The sequence below is a fragment of the Actinotalea sp. Marseille-Q4924 genome (assembly GCF_916618755.1).
In the GTDB taxonomy this organism is placed as follows: Bacteria; Actinomycetota; Actinomycetes; order Actinomycetales; family Cellulomonadaceae; genus Actinotalea.
In genome coordinates, this window is the sequence record NZ_CAKAKB010000006.1 from 220,676 (window position 1) to 244,073 (window position 23,398).

The following is a 23,398-nucleotide window of genomic DNA, read 5'->3' on the forward strand; positions in this document are numbered from 1 at the left end:
CGTGCCTCACCGGCGCAGCACGCGCCGCGCCAGGGTGTTGCCGAGCAGCTGGGCGAGCTGCACGACCACGATGATCACCGCGACCGTGAGCCACGTGACGGTGTAGTCGAACCGCTGGTACCCGTACTGCAGGGCGAAGTCCCCGAGGCCGCCGCCCGCGACCGCGCCGGCCATCGCCGACATGTCGGTGATCGCGACGAACAGGAACGTGAAGCCCAGGATCAGCGGGCCCAGCGCCTCGGGGATGACGATGGTCAGCAGGATCCGGAACGGTCCGGCGCCGACCGCCCGCGCCGCCTCCACCACGCCCGGCTCGAGCGCCACGAGGTTCTGCTCGACGATCCGCGACGTGCCGAACACCGTCATGAGCGCGAGCGGGAAGATCACGGCCCTGGTGCCGTAGCTCGTGCCCGTGACCTGCACCGTCAGCGGCAGCATCGCGGTGATGAAGATGATGAACGGGATGGGCCGCACCGTGTTGACCACCGCGTTGAGCACGACGTGCACGGGCCGGTGGGCCATGAGGTTGCCGGGCCGGGTGACGTAGAGCGCCACGCCGAGGACGAGCCCGCCCAGGCCGCCGATCGCCAGCGTCGCGGAGACCATCCACAGGGTCTCCCAGAGCGCGTCGAGGAGCACCGGCCACAGGGACACACCGCCGCTGCTCATCGCGCCACCCCTGCTGCGACGCCGACGCCCTCTCCGACGGTGACCGGGGCGCCGTCGGCGTCGTACTCGGTGACGTCGGTCCAGGAGCGCAGGTCCGCCAGGAGCGCGGCGACGTCGTCGTCCGCGCCGGTCAGCTCGAAGGTGAGCGAGCCGAGCGCGCGTGCGCCGACCTCGGTGATCCCGCCGAAGACGACGTTCCCGGCCACCCCGTGCGCGCGGAAGGCGTCGGTGAGCGGGGCGTGCCCGGCGGCGTCCTGCACGCCGACCGTGACGAGCCGCCCCGGGTGCCGGTCGCGCAGGCGCAGGACGACGTCGGGCCGGGGCCGGTCGTGCAGCGCTGTGCCGATGAAGCGGCGCGTGACCGGTGCCTGCGGTCGGGAGAAGAGGTCGTACACGTCGCCGACCTCGACGACCCGCCCGGACTCCATGACGGCGACGCGGTCGCAGAGGTAGGACACGACGCTCATCTCGTGCGTGATGACGACGATCGTCACGCCCAGCTCGCGGTTGACACGCGCGAGCAGGTCGAGCACGTCCTTCGTCGTCTCGGGGTCGAGCGCGCTCGTCGCCTCGTCAGCGAGGAGCAGGCTCGGGGAGGTGGCCAGCGCACGGGCAATGCCGACGCGCTGCTTCTGCCCGCCGGACAGCTGCTCGGGGTACTGCCGCGCCTTGTCGGCCAGGCCCACGAAGTCGAGCAGCTCCGCGACGCGCACCTCACGGTCCTGCTTCGGCCAGCCGGCGACCCGCAGCGGGTAGGCGATGTTGCCCGCGACGGTCCGGGACCGCCACAGGTTGAACTGCTGGAAGATGAAGCCGATGCCGGCACGAGCCCGGCGCACCTCGCGCTCCGGCCGGCCGCTCAGGCGCGTGCCGTCGACGACGACCTCGCCCGCGGTCGGCTGCTCGAGGGCGTTGATGAGGCGGACGAGCGTGCTCTTGCCGGCGCCGGAGTAGCCGATGACGCCGAACACCTCGCCGCGCGCGACGTCGAGCGTGACGTCGTCGACGGCGCGGACGGGTCCCGACGGTCCGTCGAAGACCTTGGAGACGCCGCGCAGGGAGACCATGGGGTCCACGGGTGGTTCCTTCCTTGCGTGCTGCGGGAGACGGGTGCGGGGCCGGTGACGGTCGGGCCGTGCCGGCCCCGCCGCGCGCCTCAGCCCTGGCTGTCCCGGACGAGCTGCTCGAGCTCCGTCAGGTCCGCCCGCAGCTCCTCGGCGGGGACCTGCTCGGTCACCGCGGTGCCCTTGTTCTCCGCCTCCACCCCGGCCAGGACCTCCTCGGACTGGTAGATCTCGACGAGCTGCGCGTAGACGGGGTTGTCGGCGTCGTCGGCCCGCGCGACCCAGAGGTTGAGGTACGGCCGCGCGGTGCGGGTGTCCTCGAGGTCGGAGTAGATCGCCGTGGTCGGGTCGATGCCGGCGTCCGCGGCGAAGTTGTTGTTGATCACCGCGGCGTCGATCGTGTTGACCTGCACCGCCGTCTGGCTGGCGTCGACCGGGACGACCGTGACGCGGGAGCCGTCGACCACCTCCGCGGGCGTGGAGAACGCGTTGCCGCCGTCGGCGAGCTCGACCAGCCCCGCCGACTGCAGGACGAGCAGCGCGCGCGCCTGGTTGACCGGGTCGTTGGGGATCGCGATCTCGGCGCCGTCGGGCAGGTCCTCGGGCGACGCGTAGCCCTTCGTCGTGTAGAGCCCGAGCTGGTAGATCGCCGTCGAGCCGACCGGGACGAGGTCGTCGTCGGCGTTGACGTTGTAGTTCGCCAGGTACAGCAGGTGCTGGAACTGGTTGAGGTCGAGCTCGCCCTGGCTGAGGATCGGGTTCGGCTGGGCGTAGTCGGTGAAGTTCACCAGCTCGACCTCGATCCCCTCCTCCGCCGCGAGCTGCTCGAAGGTGCGCCAGTAGTCCTTGCTGGCGTCGGTGACGCCGACGGTGACGGGGCCGTCGTCGCCGGTGTCGGCCTGCGCGCCGGAGCACGCGGAGAGGGCGGTCGCGAGCGTGATGGGCAGGGCCACGGCGGGGATGGTGCGGTGCATGGTCGTTCCTTCCGGGGTGTGCACGGTGGTGCACGGGGGTGGTGCCGTCCGGCGGTGGCCGGGGGCGTGCGGAGCGGCAACTCCGCGGGTCTGTGGGGGTGGGGCGGGTCGAGCGGGCGCGCCTCAGCGCACGAGGGCGGGGACGGACGCGGGCTCGGGGAGCCGATCGGGGACGCGCGTCGCGAACGTCGCCGACGGCGGCGTGCCGTTGAGCAGGTGGTCGCCGAGCAGGCGCTCCTTCTCCACGACGGGGTTGTGGCACGCGATGGTGCGGGCGTTGCGCCAGTGCCGGTCGAGCCCGCGGCCGACGGCGGTCGACGACGCCCCGCCCACCTCGAACAGCTCGGTCGTGGCGCGGAGCACTGCGTCGCACACGACGACCTGGGCCTGGTAGACGGCGACGTCGGCGGCGGCCTCGTCGTCGTCGGTCGCGACGGCTCCCCGGTCCAGCAGCTCGCCGAGGCGCGCGGCGGCGACCGCGGTGGCGGCGTCGGCGGCGAAGCTCGCGGCGCGCAGGCGCCCGACGACGCCTTGGACCAGCGGGTCGTGCCGCGGCGGCGGGGCGTCCCCCCGACCGAAGGTGCGCGTGCGCGGGCGGACGAACGCGACGGCGTCGTCGACGACGGCCCGACCGATCCCGCACAGCACCGCCAGCAGGTACAGCTGGTAGTACGCGCCGAGGAACGCCGGCCGCACGGAACCGAACGGCGTGATGTCCCGCGCCTCGACGGGCACGCGGTCCAGGTGCGTCGTGCCGCTGCCGGTGAGGCGCTGGCCGAAGCCGTCCCAGTCGTCGTCGACCCGCACGCCGGGGGCGGTGACCGGGACGAGGACGCCGGCGCGGGTCCCGTCGGGCAGCACCGCCCCGACGTTGACCCAGTCCGCGAAGATCGTGCCGGTCGAGTAGTACTTGATGCCGTCCAGCCACCAGCGGCCGTCCTCGTCCTGGGTCAGCCGGGTGCGGGTGTCCCACAGGCCGCCGTTGCCCTGCTCGCTGCTGGCGTTGCCGACGACGACGCCGCCGACGGCCGCGCTCGCCCAGCGGCGGCGCCGCTCGGGGTCGTCGCCGAGCAGGGCATGCTCGACGACGGCGAAGTGGCCACGCCACAGGTGCGCGACGTTGGAGTCCGCGCGGGCGACCTCGGTGACGACCTCGACGAGCTCCGGCAGGGAGAGGCCGGCGCCGCCGAGCTCGGTCGGGACGCGCAGGGCGCCGAAGCCCGCGTCGCGGAGCCACACGACGGGCTCGAACGGCAGGGTGCGGGTGCGCTCGCGGTCGGCGGCGCCGGCGGCGATGCGGTCCAGGGTCGGGCGCAGCTGCGCCAGGACGTCGTGCGTGGGCATGGGTGGTCCTCGTCGGTGACGGGCACGCGGGGCGTCGTCGGCCGCAGGGGTGCGGGCCGGTCGGCGCGGAGGTGCCGGGGTCGGTCGGTCGACGGGAGCCGGGGAGACGGGTCACCGGGCGTGCGGACGCCGCCGGGCGCGCCAGGGACGCGGGCAGGCGGCGGTCAGCGCCGTGCGGTGAGGGGTGCGGCGTCGGGCCTCGAGGTCCGGGCGGAGCCCGGGGAGGTCAGCGGACGGTCGCGATGTCCCACCCGGCGCTGCGCATTCGCATGCCGACGACGGCGCGCGGCAGGCAGAGCAGGCGGGTGCGGGACATGGCGGAGAACCTGGCACAGCGGGCCTGGGACCGCGCCGGGCTGTCCGGTGAGTGAGATCGATCGAGGTGCGGCGGGCGGGCGGCGCGCACCGCTGGACGGGTGACGCCTCAGATCGGCGAGTCGGTCGGGCGGCCGTTCCAGACGCGGCGTAGCAGGTCGGTGAAGCCGGGCGCCTCCTGGACCTCGTGGCCGGCGCCGGGCCGGACGACGTGCTCGCCGCCGACCGCCTGCGCGAGGTGCGTGCACATCGCCGTGAACCCGGGATGGTGCCCGCCCGACACGACGACGATCCGGAAGGGCGCGTCCGCGAGCGCCTGCACCGGCACGACGACGTCCCACATGAGCGTCCCGCGGCGCAGCGCGGGGACGAGACGCTCCCACTCCTCCAGGACGGTCGTCGGCAGCTCGTCGACCGGGCTGCCCACGGCGGGCAGGAACTCCTCGAGGAAGGCGCGGTCGCTCATCGCCTCGCTGAACAGCGGCTCGACGTCGGCCCGCAGCCGGGCGACGGCCGGCTCGTGCTCGGCAAGGGAGAACGCGGGCGGCTCGGCGACGACGAGCGAACGGACCGCGTCCGGCCGGGCAGCGGCGGCGAGCAGCGCGACGAGCCCGCCGGAGGAGTGGCCCACGAGATGTCCGCCGTCGCCGAGCAGGTCGGCGATCTCGGCGGCATCGCCGACGACGTCCTCGCCGCGCGTCACCGGCGTCTCCGCATAGGCGCGACGGGTGGGGACGACGAGCTCGTAGCCGGCATCCGCGAGGACGCGCTGGCCCTGCCACTCCGTGGGCCCCGTGGCGACGGACCCGTGGACGAGGACGACGCGCTGGCCGCTCCCCCACACCTCCACCGTGGTCATCTCGTCACGGTATGTCCGGAAGGTGCGGGGTGCCTAGCGCGCCCGCTGCCGTGCGCGCCCGCGCCCCAGCCGCTACCGCGACGCTGCCGCTGTGGGGAAGATCCGTCGCACATGGCGCAACACAAGCTCCCCAGTCATGGGCGGGCGACGCTCTGGGCGGCCTCAGCCTCCGGCGTTGAGGGCGAACGCGAGCAGGATGACGCAGCCGATCCCGCCGCCGAGGATGCCGGTGATCGCCCGGCCGCGACCATGGCCGCCGTCCTGCGCGCGCACGAGGGCCCAGACGCCCGACGCGATCGCGAACGGTCCGAGCACCCAGAAGCCGAGCGACAGCAGCCCGAGGTAGCCCGCCACCACCGACTGCCACGAGCGACCGACCGGGAGCATCCAGTGCACGGCGGTCGACGGGCCGTTGTCGGCGGGCGCCGGCTGGGCGTACTGCCACGGCGCCGGCTGCTCCCACGCACCCGGCTGCTGCCAGGGACCCTGCTGCTGCCACGCACCGTGCTGTTGCCAGGGACCCTGCTGCTGCCAGGGTCCCGGTGCGGCGGCCGATGCCACAGCCGGCTGTGCAGCCAGGGGAACGAGCGGCTGCCACGGCGCCGGGTCCCCGCCCACGGCGTCCGGCCGTGCCGATGGCTGCGCGGGCATCGCGGACTGGTCCGGGGTCACGTGCTCGGTCCAGGAGGTGCCGTCGAACCAGCGCAGCACCCCGGGCAGTGCGCCGTCGGGATACCAGCCGGCGGGCGCCGTCGTCGGGGAGGTCATGGCGACTGTGTCGGCACCGCCGCTCGCACGCGTGATGGGCCGTTCGGCTGACCGCCGCGGCGAGCGCCGTCCGGCGCGGGTTCTCGCACCCAGGCACGAGCGCGGCACGGACCTCCGGCCCTTGAGGCCGGGCCGACGCGGCAGCAGCGTGGCCGTCAAGGACGGCGCGAGCCGCGCGCCGGACGACGGACGGAACCGCGATGCGCACGCCGCACGAACGCCTGATCAACGACGTCCAGCGCCCCGAGGCCTACGACGAGGTGGTGCTCGACGGGAGCGCGGCGCCGATCGTGCTGTCCGTCTGGCGGGGCGATCCCGGTGCCCCCGCCGTCCTCTTCCTGCCGGGGACGATGACCCATCCCCTGTTCTACGAGGAGTTCCTCGACGGCCTGAACCGCCGCGGCCTCACGGTCGTCGGGCTGCACGCCGCCGGGCACGGCAAGAGCCCCCGCACCCGCCACCCGCTGACGTTCGCCACCGTCGTCGGGAACGCGTTGGACGCGCTCGCGTGGGTGCGCTCGACCTTCCCCGACGCCCCTCCGGTGCTGCTCGGGACCAGCCAGGGCGGTGTGCTCGCGATCGCCGTCGCCGCCCGCACGGACCTCGCGGCCGGCGTCGTCGCCCACAACGTGCTCGACGCCTCGCTGCCGGAGACGCTCGCCACGACGCGCCTCCCCAGAGCATTGGCTCCTGCGTACTCGGCGCTCCGGGCCGCCCTGCGTGGGGTGGCACAGGTCGCGCCGCGGCTGCCCGTGCCGTTCGGGATGTACCTGGAGATGGCTCGCGTCACCCGCGACGCCGCCACCGCCGAGCAGTTCTGGACCGACCCGCTCGGGCGCCGCTCGTACCCGCTGCGCTTCCTGGCCGAGATGCTCGAGGAGGACGTGACGCAGCCGGTGACGTGCCCCGTCGTCGTCGTCGCCACGAGCGGGGACCCGCTGTTCCCGCTCGCCTACACGCGCGCGGTCTTCGCGCGGATCGAGGCGCCCTCGAAGCAGCTGGTCGTCGTGGCCTCCCCCGAGCACCTGCTGTTCGTGCACGACCCCGAGGCGTCGGTCGAGCTGCTCGTGCCGCGCGTGCGGTCCTTCGCGGAGCGGTGGCAGGCGGAGCACACCGTGGACGCGCAGCGCGCCTGAGCCGGCGGCACCGAGCGCTCCGACGCCGGCGCACGGGCCGCCGAGCGCCCTCCTCCGGCCGTTCGGGATGAGGAGGGTGCTCGGCAGCGCACCGGGTGACGCCGCCAGATCGAGCGTCAGATCGTCGGCATCCACACCCGCATGGTCGACGGCCCGCGGTTCGCCCAATGGTGGTACGGCACGAGCGGCACCGACCGCTCCCCGCCGCTGCTCCCCCGCACCGCGCCGGCATCGGGCTCCACGCCGTACGGCCACGGCGTGTCGGCGAGGTCGACGGTCGAGGCGGTGACGACGACGCGCCCGTCCTCTTCACGCGGCGCCTGGTCCGTGCGGACGCGTACCGCCGCGACGTCGTCACCCAGGTCCACGGACTCCACGCACATCACCAGCGGCCCGCGCTCGACGGCGACCTGTCCGCGGACCGCGTCGACGCGCGGGTCGGGCCACGTCCACCGCGGCGCCATGGGGAGCGTGAGCACCACGGTGTCGCCCGCGGCGAAGGTGCGCTCCACCTGCCTGTACCCGGGCGCCACGGTCTCGGCCGGGCCGCCGGCCACCTCGAGCGTCGCCCCCTCGGCCCACGCGGGCACGCGCAGGCTCAGCGTCCACGCCGCCGACGGCGCCTCGACCACCTCGACCCGGACGACGCCGTCGGCCGGGTAGTCCGTGACCACGCGCAGGACGACGTCGCCCTGGGGGAGGTGCGCGCGGACGGTCGACCCGGCGTACTGGTGGAGCTGGACGCCGGAGTCGTCGGTCGACGCCAGGTACGCCCCCAGGGAGGCGACGGTGCGCGCGACGTTCGTCGGGCAGCAGGACACGTGGAACCACGGTGCCCGCAGGCTGGATGCGGCGCGGGGGCTGGCGTGCTCGGGGTCGGCCGGTTGCCCGGGAGTCCGCTGGTGCAGCGTGTTCGTGTAGTAGAACGCGCGGCCGTCCTCCGCCGGGCTCGTGGCGACGACGTTGTAGAGGGTGCGCTCGACGGCGTCTGCGTGGCGGGCCTCGCCGGTCGCGAGCAGGAGCCGGTGGTTCAGCATCACCGACGCCACGCCGGCGCAGGTCTCGGAGTAGGCACGGTCCGGGGGCAGCTCATGGTCGGCCCCGAAGGACTCGCCCTCATGGTGCGCGCCCATCCCGCCGGTGAGATACGTGCGCCGTGCGAGCGTCGTCAGGGTCTGCCGGGTGATGGTCTCCAGCAGCTGGTCGTCGCCGTCCTCGATCGCCAGGTCCGCGGCGCCGGCCGCAAGGTACAGCGCGCGGACGGCGTGGCCGTCGAAGACCGTCTGCTCCCGCACCGGCTGGTGGTCCTGGTAGTACTGCGCGCCGAACTCGATGTCGCCGAGGACGCCGCGGCCGCGGCGCTCGACGAACAGCCGCGCCTGGTCCAGGTACCTCTGGTCGCCGGTGAGGCGGTACAGCTCCACGAGCGCGACCTCGATCTCGGGGTGACCGCACACGCCGGCGTTGCCGTCCGGGCCGAAGGCCTCGCACACGTGGTCCGCCGCCCGGACCGCGACGCGCACGAAGTCGTCGTCGGCGCCGGTGGTCCGCGCGCGGGCGACGCCGGCCTGGATCAGGTGGCCGAAGCAGTACAGCTCGTGCCCCCACTGCAGGTCGCTGTACCGCTCGCCCTGGCCGGGCCGGCCGAACATCGTGTTGAGGTAGCCATCCGGCTCCTGCACCGGGGCGATCCGCGCGGTGTACGAGCGGAACAGCTCGTCGAGGTGCTGGTCGCCGGTCCGCCCGATCTCCCAGGCCATGGCCTCCATGAGCTTGTAGACGTCGGAGTCGGAGAACTCCCGGCCCTTCCTGTCCTGCGGCAGCCGGCCCTCGACGGCAGCGTCGAAGTTGTCGACCCACCCGGCGCGCTCCACCCACGTCGCGCAGTGGCCGATCATCGCCGCGGCGTTGAGGGCCTGGAGGTCGGCGAGGAAGCCGTGCTCAAGGGTGACGTCGTCGAGGCCGAGCGGTCGCAGGGCCCCCGACGACGGCGCCACGGGCAGGCCGTGGTTGTGACCGGCGTCCGTACTGTCGGGGGTGCTGGTCGGGACGGCAGGCATGGCGATCTCCTGGTGCGGTGCGGTGCGGTGCGGTGCGGTCGGTGCGGACGGGGCGGGGGGGTCGGCGAGCGGCGTCGGTCACTTGACCGCGCGACGGTGAGCCCGTCGCGCAGCAGCCGGTAGGTGGCGGCGAAGACGAGCAGGATCGGGATCGACGTGAGGACGGCGAGGGCCATGAGGCCGGGCCAGTCGATGCCGAACGCGGAGACCTGCTGGGCCAGCAGGGCGCTGAGCGGGTAGCTGCCCGGTGAGAGGAAGAAGTTCACGGCGTAGAGGAACTCGCCCCACGCCAGCAGGAACACGAGCGTCCCGACGGTGAACGCGCCGTTGCGGGCCACGGGCAGCACCACGGACCAGAAGGTCCGCAGCGTCGAGGCGCCGTCGATCGCACCCGCCTCCTCGAGCTCGCGCGGGACCGCCCGGAAGAACGGGCGCAGCAGGAGGGTCGCGAAGGGGGTGAGCAGGGCGGCGTCCGCGATGATCACACCGGTCGTGCGGTCCAGGAGCCGCCAGTCGCCGAAGATCTGGAACAGCGGGATGACGGTGGCGGTCTGCGGCATCATCTGCAGCACGATGAGCAGGCCCAGCCCGAGCGTCGTGATCCACCCGCGGGTGCGGGCCAGGCCGTACGCCGCGGGGATCGCGATGAGCAGGACGAGGGCCGTCGTGCCGGCCGCGATCTGGACGGACTTCAGGAGCGCGTCGGCAAGGGCGCCGTCGAGCGCGTCGACGTAGGCGGTGACGACCGGCCGGAAGAGGAACGACGCCTGCGTGCTGAAGACGTCCTGCGAGCTCTTGAACGAGGTGAGGACGATCCAGAGGATCGGCACGCCGTACATGAGGGTCAGCAACAGCTTGACCGTGGTCGTGACCGGGCCGGCCTTCGTGTAGTTCACGACTCGGCCTCCTCACGGCGGATGCTGCGGGCATAGACGGCGGCCAGCACGAGCACACCCAGCACGGTCGCCACGGACGTCGCGGCGCCGAGGCCGAAGTCGAACCGGGCGAAGGCCTGGAGGTAGCCCAGGAACGGCAGCGTGTTGGTCGCTGTCCCGGGGCCGCCGTAGGTCATGACGTAGATGAAGTCGAAGCTCCGGAAGCCGTAGACCACCGTGAGGACGAGCAGCACGAGGGTGGTCGGTCGGACGGCGGGCAGCATGACGTGCCGCACCTCCTGCCACTTGTTCGCGCCGTCCAGCGCCGCGGCCTCGAACGTCTCGGGCGGGATGTTCATGAGCGCGGCACGGAAGACCAGCGCGTTGAACGGGATGACCGCGAAGGAGTTCACGAACGCCACGGACATGAGCGCCCAGTACTGGTCGTAGAGGAACGGCATCGGGGTGTCCCGCAGGCCCAGCTCCAGCACGATCATGTTGAACAGGCCGCGGTCGCCGAGGAGGAACTTCCACACCGAGCCGTTGACGACCGGAGGCAGGGCCCAGACGAAGACCATGAGCGCGAGCAGCGCCGCGGACCAGCGCCCTCGGGTGCGCAGCGCGATCGCGGCCGCCAGGCCCAGCAGCATGCCGAGGAGCGTGACGACGAGGACGAAGATGCCCGTCCGCAGCAGCGCGTCGGTCCCCTCCCCGCCGTCGAAGGACCTGCGGAAGTTCTCCAGCCCGGTGAACACCCACTCAGCGTTGAGCGTCCGGGCGGTGACCTCGCTGACGCTCATCCGCAGCAGCTGCACGAGTGGGAAGAGGCTGAACAGGACGAGGAAGATCGCGGCCGGCGCCAGGAAGAGCAGGCGCACCTGCCGCTGGCTCATCCGCCGACCCCGCCGTCGGCTCGCCGTCGAGACGCCCGCCGGAGCGGCGGTCGGCGCAAGCTGTGAAGTCATGTCGCCCCCTCGGGTGGCAGTCGTCGTCGCCGGTCCCCCGGACGAAGGTCCGGAGCCTCGAGGACCGTGCGCGGTGGGCGGGCCGGCGTGCACCGGCCCGCCCGTGCGCGTCAGCCCAGGTTCTGCAGCTGCTCCACGACGCCCTGTGCGGCGTCGGCGGGCGACTGCTGGCCACCGAGCGCGGCGCTCCACGCCTGGCCGACGGTGAGCTGGACGTCACCGACGCTCTCCGGGGGGATCGCCGGCGAGGGGTAGTTGGCGCCGTACTTCTCGATCGTCTCCGCGAACGGCTGGAGCAGGTCGTTGCCGGTCACCATCTCGTCCTGTGCCGCGTCGCTGCGCGAGGGGATCGAGCCGACGATCTCGACGGGGAGGAGCTGTCCCTCGGCGTCGAGATAGGTGGCGGTGAGGTACTCCCACGCGAGGTCGGGGTCCTGGCTGTAGGCGCCGATGCCCTGGCCCTCACCGCCGAGGTAGACCTGGCCGTCGTCACCGAGCGGGAGCGGGACGACGCCGTACTCGAACGTCGCGTCGGACTCGGCGGTGCCCATCTGCCAGTTGCCGTTCTCGGCGAAGGCGACGCCTCCCGCGGCGAACTCCTGGAACGGGACGGTCTGGTCCCAGGTGACGGCCTGCTGCGACAGCCAACCGTTGTCGACCCACCCGCGGACGCGGGCCAGGCCGGCCTCGAGCGCCGCGGCGTCGGGGTCCTCGTAGGTGAAGCCCTCGGCGGACAGCCACGGGTAGGCCTGCCACTCGCCCTGGCCCTGCGGGAGCCCGGAGAGGGTGATGCCCTCGTAGCCGGCGTCGGCAGCTGCGGCCATGGCTTCCTCGAGCTCATCCAGGGTGGTGGGGGGCTCGACGCCGATCTCCTCGAGGATCTCGGCGTTGTACCAGAGGCCCAGGAGGTTGACGTAGCCCTGGACCGCGTAGGTCTGGCCCTCGACCTGGTGGATCACGGAGTCGGGGAACTCGCCCGCGTCCTCGTACCCGCTCCAGTAGTCGTCGAGCGGCGCGAGCGCGCCTGCCAGGGCCAGCGTGGCGGTCTCGGCGCCGTTGAAGACGACGACGTCGGGGCCGGTCTGGGAGCCGGCTGCGGCGATGACCTTGGAGTTCATCTCGTCGTACGGGACGTAGACGTTCTCGACGGTGACGCCCTCCCGCTCGCTCTCGAACTTGGCCGCGAACTCGTCCATGAGCCGGACCTGGTTGTCGTCGCTGAAGTAGTGCCACACGGTGACGGTGCCGTCGCCCTGTGAGACATCCTCGGTCCCGCCATCCGTGCCCGCGTCGGCGTCGCCGTCGCCGTCACCCCCGCCGCACGCGGCGAGCGTCAGGGCGGCGGCGATCGTGGTCGCGGTGAGGCCGAGCGCGCGCCGGCGCCCGGTGCGGCCGCCGCTGGCGCGACCGCTGCTGTCGGTGACTCTCAACGGAGCTCCTTCGTCCGTGGGACGAGCACCGTGCGTCGTGGGGGTCATCGCCGTCTCCGATCCTCGTCGATCCAGATGGGCGCGGGGCGTGCAACGTCCCGCGGTCGGCCGGTCCGGCGACCTCGCCGCACCGCCGGTCCCGAAAGTTCCCGAAACCGGTTTCTGCACCGTAGCATCGTGGTCAGAACGTGGTCAACAGGTCTAGGGTGTGACTCGGTTTTCGTCACCGAAACGTGTTGGAGGGACGCCGTGGCCACCACGGAGGACGCCACGACGCGGCCGCGCACGGTCACGCTGCGCGACGTCGCGCAGGTGGCGGGTGTGTCCGTGGCCACGGCGTCGAAGGCGCTGAACGGGAGGGACAACGTCCACCCGGACACGAGGCGCCGCGTGGTGGAGGCGGCCGAGCGCCTGTCCTTCACCCCGAACAGCCTCGCCAAGGCGATCCTGGCCGGGCAGACCGGCACCGTGGGCCTCCTGACGAACGACCTCGAGGGCCGGTTCAGCCTGCCGATCCTCATGGGTGCCGAAGACGCTTTCGGCGCCGGGCAGATGTCGGTCCTGCTGTGCGACGCCCGCGAAGACGCGATCCGCGAGCAGTACCACCTCAAGGCGCTGCTGGGCCGGCGTGTGGACGGGCTCATCGTCGTCGGCAGCTCGACGGACCCGCGGCCCTCGCTCGGCCACGCCCTCCCCGTCCCGGCGGTCTACGCGTACGCGCCGTCGACCGACGACACCGACGCGTCGGTGGTCCCGGACAACCTCAACGCCGGCGTGCTCGCCACCCAACACCTCATCTCGCTCGGGCGGACGCGCGTCGCCCACATCACTGGCCCGGAGACGTACGCCGCGGCCCGGGAGCGCGCGGCCGGCGCCCGGGAGGCGATGCTCGACGTCAACCTCGAGCTCGTGGGGCCGGTCCGCTACGGCAGCTGGACCGAGGCGTGGGGACGCGCCGCGACCGACTCGCTGCTCGAGGGCGGCGCCGAGGTCGACGCGATCCTCGCCGGCAGTGACCAGATCGCGCGGGGCGTCCTCGACGCCCTGCGCGACCGGCGCCTCGACGTGCCGGACGACGTCGCCGTCATGGGCTTCGACAACTGGGACCCCATGGTCGCCGGCGCCCGCCCCCTGCTCACCACCGTCGACATGAACTTCAAGACGATCGGGCGGCGGGCGGCGCAGCGGCTGGTCGCGGCGATCGAGGGGCGGTCCACGGCCGGCGTCGAGCGCGTCGAGTGCACCGTGGTGGTGCGCGGATCGACGGTGCGGGGCGCCTGAGCGCCACCAGCACGCCACCGAGAACGGGACCGCCACCAGCAGGGGGGATGCCGACCGGGCTTCGTCCCGTCGGGTGTGGCGGCGACCGCGCTTCCGTGGGTCGTCCTCGCGGGCGGGGTCGTCCTCTCTGGGACGACCTGAGCACGTCCGGTGCTGCGGGCTGAGGTGCAGACCGAGGCCTTGATGCCCGGTGGGTTGATGAGCGGCGGTCGCCCTGATGCCGTGAATGGGCGCCGTCGCCCTCCGCCGAGGCATCCTGGTGGCCCACGGGCCACACGGAGGGGAGCCGACCATGGCGAGGACGACGAAGTCCGACACCAGCAGCACGCGCAACGCCGAGCAGGAAGGGCTCACGGCCGAGGAGCGCGCCGCGATGAAGGACCGCGCACGCGAGGTCAGGGCCGCGCGCAGCGGCAAGGGGAAGGACCAGGAGGCGGAGGTCCTGGCGCGGATCGCGGAGATGCCGGAGCCGGACCGCATGCTCGCCGAGCGTGTCCACGCCATCGTCCGCGCCGCCGCGCCGGAGCTCACCTGCCGCACCTGGTACGGCATGCCCGCCTACGCCAAGGACGGCAAGGTCGTCTGCTTCTTCCAGGACGCGGCCAAGTTCAAGGCCCGGTACGCGACGCTCGGCTTCAGTGACGAGGCCCGGCACGACGACGGCGCCATGTGGCCGACGTCGTACGCGTTGACCGGGATCAGCGCGGCGGAGGAAGAGCGGATCGCCGACCTCGTCCGTCGGGCCGTCCAGTGAGCGCGGCAGCCGACGGGTCGGGAGGCACGGGCGCCGTCGTCGTCGATCCCGGGCTGCTGGCGTGGCTGCTCGACAGCGACCCTGCCCTGCGGTGGCAGGTCGAGCGGGATCTCGCGGGCGCGCCGGCGGACGTGTGGGAGGCGACGCGCGCGCGGGTCGCGACGGAGGGCATGGGCGCGCAGCTCCTCGCCCTCCAGGACCCGGACGGGCAGTGGGCCGGCGGCGCGTACTTCCCCGGTGACTTCGACTTCCACGGCCCCGAGGCCGCCGACGACGCCGGCCAGCCCTGGACCGCGACGACGTGGTCCCTCAACACCCTGCGGGACTGGGGCGTCGACGGCACCGTCCTCGGCGACACCGCCGAGCGGCTGGGGGCGAACAGCCGGTGGGAGTACGACGACCTGCCCTACTGGGACGGGGAGGTCGACGCCTGCATCAACGCGTACACGCTCGCCAACGGCGCGTGGCTCGGCGTAGACGTGTCCCGGCTCGCGCGGTGGTTCGTCGAGCACCGGATGCCCGACGGCGGGTGGAACTGCGAGTGGGTGGAGGGATCCACGCGCTCGTCGTTCCACTCGACGCTGAACTCGATCAAGGGGTTGCTGTACTACGAGCGCGCGACCGGGGCCGACGGCGGGCTCCGTGCGGCGAGACACGCCGGCGAGGAGTACCTGCTCGAGCGGCGGCTGCTGTACCGGAAGTCGACCGGTGAGGTCGTCGCGCACTGGGCGACCCGGTTCGTCTACCCGTTCCGGTGGTTCTACAGCGCGCTCAACGCCGTGGACCACTTCCGCGAGGCGGCGCTGCACGACGACGTCGCACCGGACCCCCGGCTGGCCGACGCCGTCGACGTCATCCGCCGGGCGCGGCAGTCGGACGGCACGTGGATGCAGGAGCGGCGGCACCCGGGCCGGGTGTGGTTCGAGGTCGACGCCCCGGCCGGGGAGCCGTCGAAGTGGCTGACGTTCCACGCGCTCCGGGCGCTCGCGTGGTGGGACGCGGCGACGCCGGGCTGACGACGGCTCGGCGGACCGGCCGGTGGGCTCAGGCCGGTGCGAGGACGGCGAGCCCGTAGGGCGCGCAGGCCTGTGCCAGTCGTTCGTCGTAGGTGACCATCGCCTCGAGGTCGTCGCCCAGGCTCAGGGCGGTCGCCAGGTGCAGGACGTCGAGCGTGCGCAGCCCAGGCGGGTCGAGGCGGGCCGCCGACTCGAAGACGGCCGAGGTGGCACGGATGAGGACGAGCGCATCCAGCACCGCCCGGGCGGCCAGCGCGAACGTCGCGTCGACCCGTCGGACGGCACGGACGAGTTCGGTTCGCGCGAGATCGGAGCCCACGAGGACGCGTCCGGGCGTCGTCGCCCACCCGTGGAGGGCTGGCGACTCCGGCTCGGCGACGACGAGCTTCGTCAGCGCCGACGTGTCCATGTAGTGCGCCACCGTTCAGGTCCGCTCGGCCTCGCGCATGGCGGCGAGCTCGGTCGAGAGCGCCGCGCCGTCCCGGGGGTGGGCAAGGTCGACCGGAGATCGACGCGCGGGGCGCGCCTCCCCCGCCTGGAGCATCTCCTCCAGCGGAGACCGCGGGATGGGCGCGAGGCGCGCGACGGGTCGTCCGCGGTCAGTGACCGTGATCGTCTCCCCCGCCGCCGTCCGGGCGACGACCGACGACGCGTTCTGCTTGAGAGCGCGGATCCCGACGGTGTCGTCCATGTGCTACATCGTAGACCAGTGTTCGCCGTCGCCTCGGACTGCAGACTGGAACGTGCAGGCGGCTGTCTCCCTTCACACGGTGATGCGAAGGTCGCCATGGACGATCTGATAGCTCTCGTAGTGCGGGGAGTCGTCCTCGATGACTAGAACGGCGCCGTCGTCGAACGTGAGTCGGACCATTCCGGATCGGTTCCAGCTGATGTCTGTGACGGTGCGGCCGATCAGAGGGAACATCGCGGGCGCGATGACGAAGCTGTTGTCCGAGGCCGTCACCTCCGACCCGTTCTCGACCGCCGACGTAGCCTCGATCATGATGCTGGTCTTCGGACCGTCGAAGTAGAGACCGACGTCATTGCGACCGACGCCGACCTGGTTCAAGGTCTTGCCCACAAGAAAGGTGAGGTCTGCGTCATCGGGTAGTCCGTGCATCTCAGGGCTGCCAATCATGTGGGAGTGGAACGTGCGTGCGCGCGGCGGCTCTTGCGCCGGAGACGTTTGCCGGAGGGCGTCCTGCACCGGGATCGATCGGTTGCCCATGCTCGTTACGGAGGCGCCAGTATCCCGTGGGGTAGTCGGGAGTGGGACCAGAAACCCAGAGCTCATACCCCTGTGGGATGAAGATCGGCGGAGGCTCCGGGGCATTCGTCGGCGGCAGGAAGTTCGCGGAGGACCGCGGATTCCTGCGAGGTACGGGCGTGACATCTACGGCTTGCAGACCGTTGGGCGCCGGAATTCCGCTCGGTCCTGTTCCGAAGGTTGTGCCGTCGACCGTGGTCACCGACTCGACGAGCTCGTCCGGCCCTCTCAGCAGGAACCGTGCTTGAAGGTCAGGTGGCGGTCCCAAGCCCGCGCCCGACGCAACGTCGGCGGCGACATCACTCGGCTCGACGATGCCCGCGGCTGAACGTGCTGCGGCGCCCGCACGTCCCGCGGTCCCGAGGGTGGACGCCACCTTTCCCAGCCCTACGAGCGGCATGACCAGGGAGGCGACGTTGAAGACGGCGCCCCCGCCGGCACGCCCCGGGTCGTCCTCCCAGGTGTCCCACGACAGCAGGCCCTCGCCCATCCCCAGCCAGGCGTCGCCCGCCGTGCCGGCGGACCAGGTGCCGTCGTCGTACCCGGCCAGCACGGTCAGCCCGCTCCAGGTCTGCCCAGCCGACTGCCAGGAGTGCGACCAGCCCCAGGACCCGTCGGTCTCGTCGCCCACGCCCACCAGGGCGAGCACGCCTTTGAGGCCGCCCATCACCCCGTCCCAGACCACGCCGTCCCACACGAAGTGCTTGACCTGGACGAACGCCGCCTTGGCGCAGTCGTCCCGACGGCGCACCGGCGAACCCCACGGCATCTCCGCCTCGGCGGGGATCTCCGCCCACCCGTAGCCGCGCGGATCCTCCGAGCCCGTCGACGCGCGGAACGACACAGCGCCGTAGGACGCGCGGATCGCGTTCGCGCACCGCCGCTCGGCGTCCCACAGCTGCACCTGCAGGTCGTTCGCCGACCGCATCAGCCCCATGTGCTCGTCCACGAGCCCCTGGTCGTACTGCCACCGGGCATCCGCCGCGACCCGCTGCACGAACCCCTCCGCCTGGATCGTCAGCATCCGCCGGAGGTCCAGCACCGGGCGCACGTCGTCGGCGTACCGGTGCAGCGCCGTGGCGACCGCCTCCAGGTGGTCCGCGAACCGGTCGCTCTCGCGCTCCACCGGGTCCATCGCAGCCAGGAGGCGGTCCGCCTCCGGCGCCTCGTAGTGCCAGGCCAGCTGCCTCCACTGCGCCAGGACCTCCGCCCCACCATCGCGGACCGCCCGCGCTCCCCGGCTCAGCTCCACCGCCGCCGCGCTCACCGCGTCCGGGTCAACGCCGGCACCCGCGAACAACGATGGATCGATCGTGCCCACGTCGCCCACGACACCCCCCTGCGGCCAGCCGCCGACCCCCTGCCCGCGACCGACGCCGATCATGCCGACGCCGACCGAGCCCCGTGCCGAGGGCCCTGGAAACCTGTGGACAACTCCGGGAGCCCGGGGCGAACGGCCTGCGACCGGCAACTTCGCGGCTCCACATGCCGGACGCCCGTTGTCGCCGGCGCGCACCTGCGGTTGCATCGGCGTCATGACGCACACCGGGCCGGCGAGCACGTCGCCCCGCCCTGCCTGCGTCCCGCTCCGGCGTCGAATGCCGTAGGGCGCGCGCCGTCCCTCGCACACCGGCTCCCGCCGGACCGTTTCGCTGCGCCACGCCGTCGCCCGCCGACGGCTTGACGACGTCAGCGATCGAGTGCCGAGGCTCCGGCCGTGCCCGCACCGCGACGGGCTGCACCGCCGCACGCCCGTCGATGCACGCCCACCCGGGCACCCATCGACCTCAGGAGCACACCATGACCACGACCACCAGCAGCAGCACCCGCCTCGCCGAGGAGCGCACCGAGCAGCTCACCGCCGTCATCGCGGGGACCGCCGAGGCCGTCGCCGCCGACCCGACCCGCGCCGCCGTCCAGTTCACGGTGACGGGCGCGTCCACCGGGTCCGTCGCGACCGACGTCCAGGCGCGTCAGCACACGTTCGTCGTCGACGAGCCGGCGTCCCTCGGCGGCGACGACTCGGCCACCAACCCGGTCGAGTACGCCCTCGGCTCCCTCATCGGCTGCCAGGTGGTGACGTACCGGTTCTGGGCCACGCGGCTCGGCATCCGGCTCGACGACGTGCAGGTCAGCGCGGTCGGGGACCTCGACGTCCGTGGCTTCTTCGGCCTGGACGAGGCGGTGCGCCCCGGCTTCGGGGAGATCCGCCTCGACGTCCGGCTCACCGGCCCGGAGACCCCGGAGCGCTACGCCGAGCTGCACGCCGCCGTCGACGCCCACTGCCCGGTGCTCGACCTGTTCACCAACGCCACGCCGGTGACGACGAGCCTGGTCACGGAGGGCTGAGCAGCCCACGCCTCCGCGTGCGCCCGGGTCGGTGGACGGCCCGGGCGCACGCGGACGGCTGCCGGTCACGCCTCGCTCGTGCCGCGCCGTCCCGGCTCCGTCCCCTGAAAGATCTTGCATTTGTTTATTGACCTGACCCAATACGTCGTGCTGCACTGATGACGAGCGGAATCGCGGCCGATTCGTCGGCGCCCGCCCGAATCCCTGCAGGTCACGTCCCGGTCCCTGACGCGCCTGATCCCCCTCGCCGTACGTCCTCGAAGGAGCGGATCTGTATGCCCCGACGCCCTCTTGCCGGGCTCGCCCTCATGGCCCTGCTCGGACCGGCGGCGCTCGTCAGCGCGCCCGCCGCGGCCGCACCCAGCACCGTCCACGAGACCGGCTTCGAGGAGAGCACCTCGGCCTGGTTCGGACGCGGGTCGGCCGTCGTCGCGACCACGACCGACACCGCCCGCACCGGGACCCGCAGCCTCGCGGTCACCGGTCGGACCGACACCTGGCACGGCCCGGCGCTGGACGCCCGGCCGATCATGCCCGCCGGCACCTACACCGTCGAGGCGTGGGTCAAGCTCGCCCCGGGCACCGGCACCGACGTCGTCACGGCGAGCGTGGCGCGCACGCCCACGGGTGGCGCCACCGCGTACGACACCGTCGCCTGGCAGGTCCCCGTGTCTGACGCCACCTGGACCAAGGTGGGCGGCACCTACGAGTTCGCCACCACCAACAGCCAGCTCGAGCTGTACCTCGAGAGCCCGGACGCGACGCAGAGCTTCTACGTCGACGACGTGCGGATCGTCGGCGAGGCCGCCGGCACGGTCGTCCCGGGAACCCGCAGCGACATCGCGACGACCTTCGAGACCGGCCTGGAGGGCTGGGGCCCGCGTGGCGCGGCACAGGTCGCCACCACGACCAGCGACGCGCACGGCGGCACCACCAGCCTGTCCGTCACCAACCGGCTGCAGTCCTGGCAGGGCCCCACGGTCGACGTCACCAAGGGCCTCGCCGTCGGCGAGACGGTGGGTGTCTCGGTGTGGGCGAAGCTCGCAGCGGGGCAGCAGCCCGCCTCGCTGCGCGTCTCGATCCAGCGGGACCGCGGCACGAGCACCAGCTACGACAACGTGGCCGGCGCCAGCGCCGTCGTCTCGGCCGACGCCTGGACGCAGCTCAAGGGCACCTACACGCTCGGCGCCCAGATCGATAAGGCGCAGCTGTACGTCGAGGGCACGGCCGGCGTGAGCTTCCTCGTCGACGACTTCGCGCTCACGGGCGTCGTCGAGACCCCGATCCAGGACCTCCCCGGCCTCAAGGACGTGCTCGGCGAGGACGGCATCGAGCGGGTCGGGGTCGCGATCGACCAGCGCGAGACGGTGGGACGTCCGTCGCAGCTCCTGCTGCGCCACTACGACGCCATCACGCCCGAGAACGACGGCAAGCCGGAGGTCGTCCAGCCCACCGAGGGCCGCTTCAGCTTCACCAACCTGGACCGCCTGCTCGACTACGCCGACGCCAACGACGTCGACGTCTACGGGCACGTGCTCTTCTGGCACTCGCAGACCCCGGCGTGGTTCTTCCTCGACGGCACCCGGCCGCTGACCAGCAGCCCGGAGGACCAGGCGCTCCTGCGTGCCCGCATGGAGGCGCACGTCAAGGGCATCGCCGACCACATCGCCGCCCGCTACCCGAACGGTGACAGCCCGATCTGGGCGTGGGACGTCGTCAACGAGGTGATCGCCGACGGCGACACCCCGAACCCGCACGACATGCGCGACAGCCGGTGGTTCCAGGTCCTCGGCGAGCAGTTCGTGGACGAGGCGTTCCGCCTGGCCGAGACGTACTTCCCGGAGCAGAAGCTCTTCATCAACGACTACAACACCGAGATGCCCACCAAGCGGGTGGACTACCTCGACCTGGTCGCGGCACTGCAGGCACGGGACGCCCCGATCGACGGCGTGGGGCACCAGGTCCACGTCGACTTCGCCCGGCCGATCCAGTGGCTGGATGACTCGCTCACCGCGGTGGAGGACCTCGACCCCACGCTGCTGCAGGTCATCACCGAGCTGGACGTCAGCAGCTCCGCGGAGAACTACGGCGCCGACGTCAGCGCCGGCACCACCCCGCAGCACCGCGCGGGGATGACCGACCCCGCCGAGTCCGCCACCGAGGTCGGCTACTACTACCGCGATCTGTTCGACGTGCTGCGCAGCCACTCCGACTCCCTGGAGTCGGTGACCTTCTGGGGGATCAGCAACGCCCGCAGCTGGCTGCGGACCTGGCCGGCGGCCCGTCCGTGGGAGACGCCGCTGCCCTTCGACGACGACCTGCAGGCCACCCCGGCGTACTGGGGCATCGTCGACCCGTCGAAGCTCGCCGCCCGCCCTACCGACCAGCTGGCACCGCGCATCGCCGGGCACGACGGGGCGACGGCGACCGCGACCGACAGCAGCGGTGCCGTCGTGACGTACGGCCTCCCGGAGGCCGGCGACACACGCGACGGACAGCTCACCCCGGTCTGCTCCCCCGCCTCCGGCTCGCACTTCGCCGTCGGCACCACCACGGTGACCTGCACGGCGGCCGACTCCGCCGGCAACCAGGCCCGACCCACCACCTTCCGGGTCGTCGTCGCGCCGCCGTCGGCGGACGTCAGCACCGTGGTGACCGGCCCGAGCACGGCCCGTGCCGGCTCGACGGTGACCTTCACGATGACCGTCACCAACGACGGCCCGTCCACGGCCGAGGGCGTCTCCGCGGTCCTCGCCACCAGCGGGATCACGAAGATCTCGGCCAGCGGGGACGGGGAGGCGGGCTCGATCACGGTCCGCGGCACGGCGCTCACCGGCACCCGATGGACCGTCCCGACCCTCGCCTCAGGCGAGTCGGTGACCCTCACCGTCACCGGCAAGGTGTCGGCCAAGAAGGGCGGCACGGTCACTGCCGTCGGCGGCTCCGCATCCGACACCGCGGACCCGGACGGCGCCGACGACGTCAGCGCCACCGTCGGCGTGGCCGTGACGCGATGATGCGCTGACCGCAGTGCCGGAGCCCCGTCCACCTCGGTGGGCGGGGCTTCGTCGCGCTCCGGACCAGGTCCGAACGTCCTACACCGGTCGGCGGCCGCGGGAGAGCATCGATCGAGCGGGCCGCGAACGCCCGCCGGACAACGGCGTCCACACCGAAGGAGCACCCCATGAAGGCTGTCCAGCTGGTCGAGGCGGGCCAGGACCCGCGCGTCGTCGAGATCCCCAAGCCCACTCCCGGGCCGGGCGAGATCCTGCTCAAGGTCACCGCCGCCGGCTGGTGCCACTCCGACGTGTTCGTGGTCGAGAACATCGCCGCGTTCCCGCACTTCACTCTGCCCATGACCCTCGGCCATGAGGGTGTGGGCATCGTCGAGGAGGTCGGTCCGGGCGTCAGCGACGTCGAGATCGGCGGGGCGTACGCGGTGTACGGGCCGTGGGGCTGCGGGCACTGCCCGGTCTGCGTCACCGGCCGCGAGCAGTACTGCCCGAACGCCGCGGCGCGCGGCATCATGCCGCCGGGGCTCGGCTCCCCCGGCTGCCTGGCCGAGTACGTCATCGTCGACAACGCGCGGCACCTCGTGCCGATCGGTGACCTCGACCCGGTCAAGGCCGTCCCGCTCACCGACGCGGGCCTGACGCCGTACCACGCGATCAAGCGCTCCTGGCCAAAGCTGACGCCGGGCGCCACCGCCGTCGTCATCGGCGTGGGTGGGCTGGGTCACCTGGCGATCCAGATCCTCAAGATGGTCTCGCCGGCGCGCGTCGTCGCGCTCGACGTGTCGGAGGAGAAGCTGGCCCTCGCGCGCAGCCTCGGGGCGGACGCGGCGCTCATCTCCAGCATGGACAACCTCGACGCGATCAAGGAGGCCGCCGGCGGCGGTGCGGAGGTCGTCATCGACTTCGTCGGCGCCCAGCCGACCATCGACCTGGCCTCCAAGCTCCTCAAGCCCGCGTCGGACCTCACGATCGTCGGCGTGGGCAGCGGCGTCGCGCACGTCAGCCTGCTGACCCAGCCGTACGGGGCATCGGTCCTGGCGCCGTACTGGGGGACGCGCGAGGACCTGTACGAGGTGGTCGAGCTGGCGAAGGAGGGCAGGCTCGACGTGCACACCGAGGTGTTCAGCCTCGACGACGCGATCAGCGGGTACGAGAAGCTGCACGCCGGGACGGTGGACGGCCGCGCCGTCGTCGTGCCCTGAGGTCTTGGGTCGGGGCAGGGCTGCAGGGGCGAGCCGATCTCACCTCACCGTGCGCG

General features: G+C 72.8%; 21 protein-coding genes. 7 read left to right on the top strand and 14 right to left on the bottom strand.

All coding sequences use genetic code 11. The annotated features are described in order from the left end of the window. Window positions 1–6: 6 nt before the first annotated feature. From LG379_RS16105 to LG379_RS16130, 6 genes are all read right to left on the bottom strand, one after another. Window positions 7–669 carry a methionine ABC transporter permease gene (locus tag LG379_RS16105; protein WP_225755607.1) on the bottom strand — a complete coding sequence of 221 codons (663 nt, stop codon included), beginning with the start codon at window positions 667–669 and terminating at the stop codon, window positions 7–9. Next, window positions 666–1,736 carry a methionine ABC transporter ATP-binding protein gene (locus tag LG379_RS16110; RefSeq protein WP_225755760.1) on the bottom strand — a complete coding sequence of 357 codons (1,071 nt, stop codon included), beginning with the start codon at window positions 1,734–1,736 and terminating at the stop codon, window positions 666–668. Before LG379_RS16110 ends, LG379_RS16105 begins: the two co-directional genes overlap by 4 nt. Before the next feature lie 89 nt (window positions 1,737–1,825). Next, the gene (locus tag LG379_RS16115; protein WP_225755608.1) at window positions 1,826–2,707 is read right to left on the bottom strand and encodes a MetQ/NlpA family ABC transporter substrate-binding protein; all 882 of its coding nucleotides are present in this window, start codon (window positions 2,705–2,707) and stop codon (window positions 1,826–1,828) included. A gap of 123 nt (window positions 2,708–2,830) precedes the next feature. Then, window positions 2,831–4,051, bottom strand: a complete 1,221-nt coding sequence (locus tag LG379_RS16120) for an acyl-CoA dehydrogenase family protein (protein ID WP_225755609.1) — start codon at window positions 4,049–4,051, stop codon at window positions 2,831–2,833. A 424-nt stretch (window positions 4,052–4,475) separates the two neighbouring features. Then, entirely contained in the window at window positions 4,476–5,225 is a 750-nt protein-coding gene (locus LG379_RS16125) for an alpha/beta fold hydrolase (RefSeq protein ID WP_225755610.1), read from the bottom strand. Window positions 5,226–5,387: 162 nt separating this feature from the next. Beyond that, window positions 5,388–5,993 (bottom strand): DUF2510 domain-containing protein, encoded by a 606-nt coding sequence (locus LG379_RS16130; RefSeq protein WP_225755611.1) that lies wholly within the window; start codon window positions 5,991–5,993, stop codon window positions 5,388–5,390. 200 nt (window positions 5,994–6,193) lie between these two features. Here LG379_RS16130 and LG379_RS16135 point away from each other — a divergent pair, with 200 nt between their 5' ends. After that, window positions 6,194–7,129 carry an alpha/beta fold hydrolase gene (locus LG379_RS16135; RefSeq protein WP_225755612.1) on the top strand — a complete coding sequence of 312 codons (936 nt, stop codon included), beginning with the start codon at window positions 6,194–6,196 and terminating at the stop codon, window positions 7,127–7,129. Between the two features lie 116 nt (window positions 7,130–7,245). Here LG379_RS16135 and LG379_RS16140 read toward each other — a convergent pair whose 3' ends face one another. The 4 genes from LG379_RS16140 to LG379_RS16155 all read right to left on the bottom strand — a co-directional run bounded on the left by LG379_RS16140 (window position 7,246) and on the right by LG379_RS16155 (window position 12,459). After that, window positions 7,246–9,126: a glycoside hydrolase family 127 protein gene (locus tag LG379_RS16140; RefSeq protein WP_370634553.1), complete on the bottom strand. Its 1,881-nt coding sequence runs from the start codon at window positions 9,124–9,126 to the stop codon at window positions 7,246–7,248. Then, entirely contained in the window at window positions 9,024–10,085 is a 1,062-nt protein-coding gene (locus LG379_RS16145) for a carbohydrate ABC transporter permease (RefSeq protein ID WP_225755613.1), read from the bottom strand. Before LG379_RS16145 ends, LG379_RS16140 begins: the two co-directional genes overlap by 103 nt. Next, a complete protein-coding gene (locus LG379_RS16150; protein WP_225755614.1) occupies window positions 10,082–10,957 on the bottom strand; it encodes a carbohydrate ABC transporter permease in 876 nt (291 codons plus the stop codon). Before LG379_RS16150 ends, LG379_RS16145 begins: the two co-directional genes overlap by 4 nt. A gap of 182 nt (window positions 10,958–11,139) precedes the next feature. After that, window positions 11,140–12,459, bottom strand: a complete 1,320-nt coding sequence (locus LG379_RS16155) for an extracellular solute-binding protein (protein ID WP_225755615.1) — start codon at window positions 12,457–12,459, stop codon at window positions 11,140–11,142. Between the two features lie 249 nt (window positions 12,460–12,708). Here LG379_RS16155 and LG379_RS16160 point away from each other — a divergent pair, with 249 nt between their 5' ends. The 3 genes from LG379_RS16160 to LG379_RS16170 all read left to right on the top strand — a co-directional run bounded on the left by LG379_RS16160 (window position 12,709) and on the right by LG379_RS16170 (window position 15,510). After that, window positions 12,709–13,740 carry a LacI family DNA-binding transcriptional regulator gene (locus tag LG379_RS16160; RefSeq protein WP_225755616.1) on the top strand — a complete coding sequence of 344 codons (1,032 nt, stop codon included), beginning with the start codon at window positions 12,709–12,711 and terminating at the stop codon, window positions 13,738–13,740. A gap of 292 nt (window positions 13,741–14,032) precedes the next feature. Beyond that, entirely contained in the window at window positions 14,033–14,494 is a 462-nt protein-coding gene (locus tag LG379_RS16165) for an iron chaperone (protein WP_225755617.1), read from the top strand. Beyond that, window positions 14,491–15,510: a squalene cyclase gene (locus LG379_RS16170; RefSeq protein WP_225755618.1), complete on the top strand. Its 1,020-nt coding sequence runs from the start codon at window positions 14,491–14,493 to the stop codon at window positions 15,508–15,510. Before LG379_RS16165 ends, LG379_RS16170 begins: the two co-directional genes overlap by 4 nt. Window positions 15,511–15,538: 28 nt before the next feature. Here the strand turns inward: LG379_RS16170 and LG379_RS16175 are convergent, their stop codons facing one another. The 4 genes from LG379_RS16175 to LG379_RS16190 all read right to left on the bottom strand — a co-directional run bounded on the left by LG379_RS16175 (window position 15,539) and on the right by LG379_RS16190 (window position 18,107). Then, window positions 15,539–15,931, bottom strand: coding sequence for a type II toxin-antitoxin system VapC family toxin (locus tag LG379_RS16175; RefSeq protein ID WP_225755619.1), 393 nt, complete (start codon window positions 15,929–15,931; stop codon window positions 15,539–15,541). 3 nt (window positions 15,932–15,934) lie between these two features. Further along, window positions 15,935–16,201 carry a type II toxin-antitoxin system Phd/YefM family antitoxin gene (locus LG379_RS16180; RefSeq protein WP_225755620.1) on the bottom strand — a complete coding sequence of 89 codons (267 nt, stop codon included), beginning with the start codon at window positions 16,199–16,201 and terminating at the stop codon, window positions 15,935–15,937. 72 nt (window positions 16,202–16,273) lie between these two features. Continuing rightward, complete coding sequence (locus LG379_RS16185; protein WP_225755621.1) at window positions 16,274–16,648, bottom strand: DUF6188 family protein; 375 nt, start codon at window positions 16,646–16,648, stop codon at window positions 16,274–16,276. Then, complete coding sequence (locus LG379_RS16190; protein ID WP_225755622.1) at window positions 16,632–18,107, bottom strand: WXG100 family type VII secretion target; 1,476 nt, start codon at window positions 18,105–18,107, stop codon at window positions 16,632–16,634. Before LG379_RS16190 ends, LG379_RS16185 begins: the two co-directional genes overlap by 17 nt. A gap of 470 nt (window positions 18,108–18,577) precedes the next feature. On the opposite strand from LG379_RS16190, the gene LG379_RS16195 reads away from it, so the two are divergent. The 3 genes from LG379_RS16195 (at window position 18,578) to LG379_RS16205 (ending at window position 23,342) form a co-directional block, all read left to right on the top strand. Then, complete coding sequence (locus LG379_RS16195) at window positions 18,578–19,126, top strand: OsmC family protein (protein ID WP_225755623.1); 549 nt, start codon at window positions 18,578–18,580, stop codon at window positions 19,124–19,126. Between the two features lie 275 nt (window positions 19,127–19,401). After that, window positions 19,402–22,143, top strand: coding sequence for an endo-1,4-beta-xylanase (locus LG379_RS16200; protein WP_225755624.1), 2,742 nt, complete (start codon window positions 19,402–19,404; stop codon window positions 22,141–22,143). A 167-nt stretch (window positions 22,144–22,310) separates the two neighbouring features. Next, on the top strand, window positions 22,311–23,342 hold the full coding sequence (locus LG379_RS16205; protein ID WP_225755625.1) for an NAD(P)-dependent alcohol dehydrogenase: 1,032 nt from the start codon (window positions 22,311–22,313) through the stop codon (window positions 23,340–23,342). Window positions 23,343–23,398: the final 56 nt, after the last annotated feature.

What these genes read in the sequence shown, in the direction of transcription:
- LG379_RS16105 (WP_225755607.1), bottom strand. Translation starts at nt 669, where the DNA reads ATGAGCAGCGGCGGTGTGTCCCTGTGGCCGGTGCTCCTCGACGCGCTC.
- LG379_RS16110 (WP_225755760.1), bottom strand. Translation starts at nt 1,736, where the DNA reads ATGGTCTCCCTGCGCGGCGTCTCCAAGGTCTTCGACGGACCGTCGGGA.
- LG379_RS16115 (WP_225755608.1), bottom strand. Translation starts at nt 2,707, where the DNA reads ATGCACCGCACCATCCCCGCCGTGGCCCTGCCCATCACGCTCGCGACC.
- LG379_RS16120 (WP_225755609.1), bottom strand. Translation starts at nt 4,051, where the DNA reads ATGCCCACGCACGACGTCCTGGCGCAGCTGCGCCCGACCCTGGACCGC.
- LG379_RS16125 (WP_225755610.1), bottom strand. Translation starts at nt 5,225, where the DNA reads ATGACCACGGTGGAGGTGTGGGGGAGCGGCCAGCGCGTCGTCCTCGTC.
- LG379_RS16130 (WP_225755611.1), bottom strand. Translation starts at nt 5,993, where the DNA reads ATGACCTCCCCGACGACGGCGCCCGCCGGCTGGTATCCCGACGGCGCA.
- LG379_RS16135 (WP_225755612.1), top strand. Translation starts at nt 6,194, where the DNA reads ATGCGCACGCCGCACGAACGCCTGATCAACGACGTCCAGCGCCCCGAG.
- LG379_RS16150 (WP_225755614.1), bottom strand. Translation starts at nt 10,957, where the DNA reads ATGAGCCAGCGGCAGGTGCGCCTGCTCTTCCTGGCGCCGGCCGCGATC.
- LG379_RS16165 (WP_225755617.1), top strand. Translation starts at nt 14,033, where the DNA reads ATGGCGAGGACGACGAAGTCCGACACCAGCAGCACGCGCAACGCCGAG.
- LG379_RS16180 (WP_225755620.1), bottom strand. Translation starts at nt 16,201, where the DNA reads ATGGACGACACCGTCGGGATCCGCGCTCTCAAGCAGAACGCGTCGTCG.
- LG379_RS16185 (WP_225755621.1), bottom strand. Translation starts at nt 16,648, where the DNA reads ATGATTGGCAGCCCTGAGATGCACGGACTACCCGATGACGCAGACCTC.
- LG379_RS16195 (WP_225755623.1), top strand. Translation starts at nt 18,578, where the DNA reads ATGACCACGACCACCAGCAGCAGCACCCGCCTCGCCGAGGAGCGCACC.
- LG379_RS16200 (WP_225755624.1), top strand. Translation starts at nt 19,402, where the DNA reads ATGCCCCGACGCCCTCTTGCCGGGCTCGCCCTCATGGCCCTGCTCGGA.
- LG379_RS16205 (WP_225755625.1), top strand. Translation starts at nt 22,311, where the DNA reads ATGAAGGCTGTCCAGCTGGTCGAGGCGGGCCAGGACCCGCGCGTCGTC.